The organism is Pseudoalteromonas sp. bablab_jr010, assembly GCF_016464105.1.
In the GTDB taxonomy this organism is placed as follows: domain Bacteria; phylum Pseudomonadota; class Gammaproteobacteria; order Enterobacterales; family Alteromonadaceae; genus Pseudoalteromonas; species Pseudoalteromonas simplex.
Window position 1 is genome coordinate 1 of sequence record NZ_JACDWV010000037.1, and the last position, 4,132, is coordinate 4,132.

The window sequence follows — 4,132 nt, forward strand, 5'->3', positions numbered from 1 at the left end:
TATAAGTGCATCATGATCAAGTACTTCGATTTGACCAAATTGCGCCAATATAGATAAGTGAACAAAAATATTTACCTTGTTAATATTGTCAAAAATAGCTTCTCCACCAACAATTAAGCTCGGTTCAAAACCAAACATTTCATCTGCTTTTAATTCACCAAATTTATTAATGCAAGGTTCAAACAAAACATTTCCCGCTTCATCCTTAAAGTCATGAGATGCTGTGTCTAAAAAACCAAAAAAGTATTCAATTGCGGTATTATGATCTTTTTTTACTCTACCTTTTTTTTCTATCACCCAGCCTCTTGCAGCCATTACTTTGTATTTATAACCAGTTTCTTCACCCCAAAGGAATAAATCACCAAAAGCATTTCGAGCAAAAACATGATAAACATCATTGTCAGATATATCTGTAGGCTCTAACCATTCATCTAATAAGTCTTCATAATCACTAGGATTGACAATCCAAAATAAACCTTGTTTAAAGCTACAAAACCCAAATTCTTGCCAATATTCTAATAAACGATCTGGGAGCTTATTTTTAAATTTTTCTAATGTCTCTACGGAGCAACATTCTTGTTTTTCTGGTTTCCCAAATTTCTCTAAAAAATATTCAAAACCTTCATCCAACTTAAACTCACTCATGTGTTCCCCTTATTTAAAACGTGATAATTCTACATTCATTTTTGCATCTGGCCCGTGCAAATCCATGGCTTGCTTAGCTGCTTTATCCATTGCATCAACTCTATCGGCTTTCGACCATTGTGAACAATGGTGAATAATTAAGCAGTGACTATAAAACAAAGGTTTTTAACACAGAAAGTGAAAAATGATATTGTCTGAATCAAAAAAAAAAGATAATATCCCTAAATTAAGGACTAAATCTAGATAAGGAATATCATGATTAACACCCAAGAAAAACCAACAATCCCCTCTCCAATAGATTTAATAAGCAGGTTAATCAATCAAGAATCTTCTTTTGAAGTTACTCTTTTTGATAAGTTTGGAAATAATTTTACCGGCAGGTTAGAAGAGTTAAGTGAAAAGAGTAACACTGTACTCATATCTGATAAAGATAAAAACAAAACCATTTTTGATTTAAATTATGCAACACACGTAACAATTAAAGACCAAAATTCAACAGTAAATTTATTTGAAAACTTAGAAACCAAACAGCCAACATCAGAAATAATTGATATAGATGAAATAATAAATTTAACGTCAGAAATGTTTAAATCAAGTTATGATTTAGAATTTAAATTCTTTGCTGATAAATATAATAACAATATTGAGGCTGAAAAAATCTCTGTTGTTATCGATTATTTAACAGAAAACATAAAAAAATTAACTAATGATGACTTTACACTATCAGCAATAAATAAAGTACACACATTCCACATTAATAATGACGAAATGTCAAAGTTTAATTTGAAGCTCAACAATAAAACTATAACAATAAAAATTAACTACTCAGAGCCTCTACCACACAACATTAATCAACTTATCGAAAAAGGACTTAATAGAACTTTGTAATTCATTAAGTTAAATCATTAATAAACATGTCAAATAAATAAGGAATGACAATGGGACTAAGAGAGAAAAAAGCAGCAAGAGAATTTGAAAAGAATCGTTTCGATTCACTTAAAAGACAAATTTTCGAAGCAGCCAAATTCGAATTTGATATAGAAGTAAATTGGGAAACGCTTGCTATTGATGATTACGCTCATTTATATGATCAAACTTGGCCTATGATCTATTTTGAACCAACCATAAAAGCATTTAAAGAAATGTGTTCTGATGAATTTTCTAAAGAAGCGATAGAAGAAGATTTGAAAAAATTAATCATTCAAAACTATGGTAATGTTCATAATGCTAACCACTTTGCGACATACAGCAAGGGTATTTTAACCTTAAATCATTCACCAATATTGAATGCGGCGAATCAAATAGATGAAAGAGCTGAATCAGTACAGAATGCTATAGAAAAAGAGCTATAACATTCTAGTTATAGACTTAAATGTAATGATCTACATTTAGTAGATCATTACAACAATCAATTTAAAATAAAGATTTTATTTTATCAGTATAATCAGACGCTCTTCGAGTCATCTTATGACCTGTTTCAATATTTAAAGTATTATCAGATAAAGTAAAGTTATTTTTTGAATCTAAAAAGTCTTGCTTAGCTGTTATTTTAATCTTTTTTAACTTTGCTAATTCTTCTTTATAATCTTCATCACTTCCACATATAGATGTTATTGCCTCAAGTGCCGCAACGGTTCGTTGACCTGAATGAGAAATAACCCACTCACTCTTATAGTTATCTTTATTAAGCTTTTCACTATTACTACTAATCATATTCTTATAGCTATCCCAGTCTACAGTTACATCTAAAGCTGAATTCCCACAGCTAGATTTTACTTTACTCACTTCAGCTACAATATTACTGTCAACGTTCCTCATTGCTTTTTTATCTTTCACTGACGCATATGATGTTGAGCTAGCCATTAATAAAACCATACCAAATAACAATTTATTTTTCATAACCCTTCCTTTTGTATTTAAAACATAAACAGAAATATACTATACATCAAAAAACACAAAAAATTACCAAAAATATTAAAAAAGTTACTTTATTCATAGATGAAATTAAAATTTCGACACTAAGATTGAAATATTGCTTGCACAGTGAAATGCATTTTTTTTACTATTGAATGCACACTACCTCAAGCTAACTTTAGGTCAACACATTGGAGCAAATTATGTCAGATAAGAAACTTATTGATGCAAACCTTTCGGTTGGCTTTGTGGCAAAACGCAGTGGCGTAAAAGTTTCGACCTTGCATTTTTATGAGTCTAAAGGGCTTATTCGCAGCTGGCGTAATAACGGTAACCAACGCCGCTATAAACCCGATGTATTGCGCCGAATTGCCGTAATAAAAGCTGCACAAACCATGGGCATAACTCTTGAAGACATTAAACAAACGTTAAGCACCCTACCTGAGCAGCGCACACCCACTAAACAAGATTGGGCAGCTCTTTCTAAAGTTTGGCAAACGCAATTAGATGAACGCATTCAATACATGCAGCGATTGCGCGAGCGCGTTAATGGTTGTATTGGTTGCGGCTGTTTATCAATGGCCAAATGCCCTATCTACAACAAAGATGATTATTTAGGTGAAGAGCACAGCGGCGCTGTGCTGTTAGAAAGAGATTAAAGTTTAGCTTTGCTCAGCTCACACATACCGTAAATAGCAAACGTATGCTCAGGCGCCTCTTCTATCTGAATATCAACTGTTTGTGGGCTGTTTGATAGATCGCAAACAAGATCACCAAGCAACCCTTTAAGGGTATTACTATTTTCATGAATTGAAATACTTGTATACCAAAGCACAATACCTTCGGGAGTGCCATTTTCAAGGTAGATATGTTGAATAAGCGAGTCATTATCAAACATATTTGCAGGTTTAGCTGTTCTTATTAGTTTTTTATCAAAACGAAAGCGGCCATTCTCATCTGTTATCGTCTTATCAATATATTCTTTACCATAAGTAAGCGAACGGGTTACTTTTTGTTTTGCCACCGGTTTACCATTATCTAGTAAAACCCCTTGAACTGGAGCCGATAACAAAAAATCACTTTTATTGAACAAACCAAACATGCCTGCGAATACCTCAGTTGAAGTAAAAAGAAAAATAGCGATAAATGCTAACCTAACAAAGTTCACTACCACACGGCTTCTCTATTTACTTGGCAATCGACTGGATCTAAATAGGGTTTTAGCTCCTCAGGGAATCCGTTTTTTTCTGTTATGTCTTTATCAATTTTGAAGTAATGCTCTATCGATTGATATAAGTGAGTACCAAGCGGGATGGATGTATCCATAAAGGTCATGGCTGTGGCATATGCCAGTGAATCCCATTCACGATTTGAACCACCTACATAGAAAGTGGGCTTGGTGAAGCGATAATGTTTAGGGTATTTTAACGGCACCATGAGTGATACAAATACACGTGAGCCACCCCGGGCTGAACCGACATTACGCTCATTTGCACCATAGCAAACAATGTCTTCGTAAGGTAAGTAAAACGGTTTTCTAAACAAGGTATGCGGCTGTCTCTTATACACATCT

General features: G+C 33.3%; 6 protein-coding genes and 1 pseudogene. 3 read left to right on the forward strand and 4 right to left on the reverse strand.

Annotated features, from left to right (window positions below; all coding sequences use genetic code 11):
• Positions 1-645 (reverse strand): GAD-like domain-containing protein (locus tag JIG37_RS01675; RefSeq protein ID WP_199528513.1); only part of this gene is annotated, 645 nt, incomplete at its 3' end.
• A gap of 255 nt (positions 646-900) precedes the next feature.
• On the opposite strand from JIG37_RS01675, the gene JIG37_RS01680 reads away from it, so the two are divergent.
• Both JIG37_RS01680 and JIG37_RS01685 read left to right on the forward strand, forming a co-directional pair.
• Positions 901-1,533, forward strand: coding sequence for a hypothetical protein (locus JIG37_RS01680; RefSeq protein WP_199528515.1), 633 nt, complete (start codon positions 901-903; stop codon positions 1,531-1,533).
• A 50-nt stretch (positions 1,534-1,583) separates the two neighbouring features.
• The gene (locus JIG37_RS01685) at positions 1,584-1,997 is read left to right on the forward strand and encodes a hypothetical protein (protein WP_054554047.1); all 414 of its coding nucleotides are present in this window, start codon (positions 1,584-1,586) and stop codon (positions 1,995-1,997) included.
• A gap of 61 nt (positions 1,998-2,058) precedes the next feature.
• Here the strand turns inward: JIG37_RS01685 and JIG37_RS01690 are convergent, their stop codons facing one another.
• Positions 2,059-2,544 carry a hypothetical protein gene (locus tag JIG37_RS01690; RefSeq protein WP_138599212.1) on the reverse strand — a complete coding sequence of 162 codons (486 nt, stop codon included), beginning with the start codon at positions 2,542-2,544 and terminating at the stop codon, positions 2,059-2,061.
• A gap of 218 nt (positions 2,545-2,762) precedes the next feature.
• Here JIG37_RS01690 and soxR point away from each other — a divergent pair, with 218 nt between their 5' ends.
• Complete coding sequence (soxR, locus tag JIG37_RS01695; RefSeq protein ID WP_199528517.1) at positions 2,763-3,218, forward strand: redox-sensitive transcriptional activator SoxR; 456 nt, start codon at positions 2,763-2,765, stop codon at positions 3,216-3,218.
• On the opposite strand, the gene JIG37_RS01700 is transcribed toward soxR, so the two are convergent.
• Positions 3,215-3,727: a DUF6795 domain-containing protein gene (locus JIG37_RS01700; RefSeq protein ID WP_199528519.1), complete on the reverse strand. Its 513-nt coding sequence runs from the start codon at positions 3,725-3,727 to the stop codon at positions 3,215-3,217. The genes soxR and JIG37_RS01700 overlap by 4 nt on opposite strands.
• Positions 3,727-4,132: pseudogene (locus tag JIG37_RS01705) on the reverse strand (hypothetical protein); the annotation flags it as partial. The gene JIG37_RS01700 and the pseudogene JIG37_RS01705, both read right to left, overlap by 1 nt.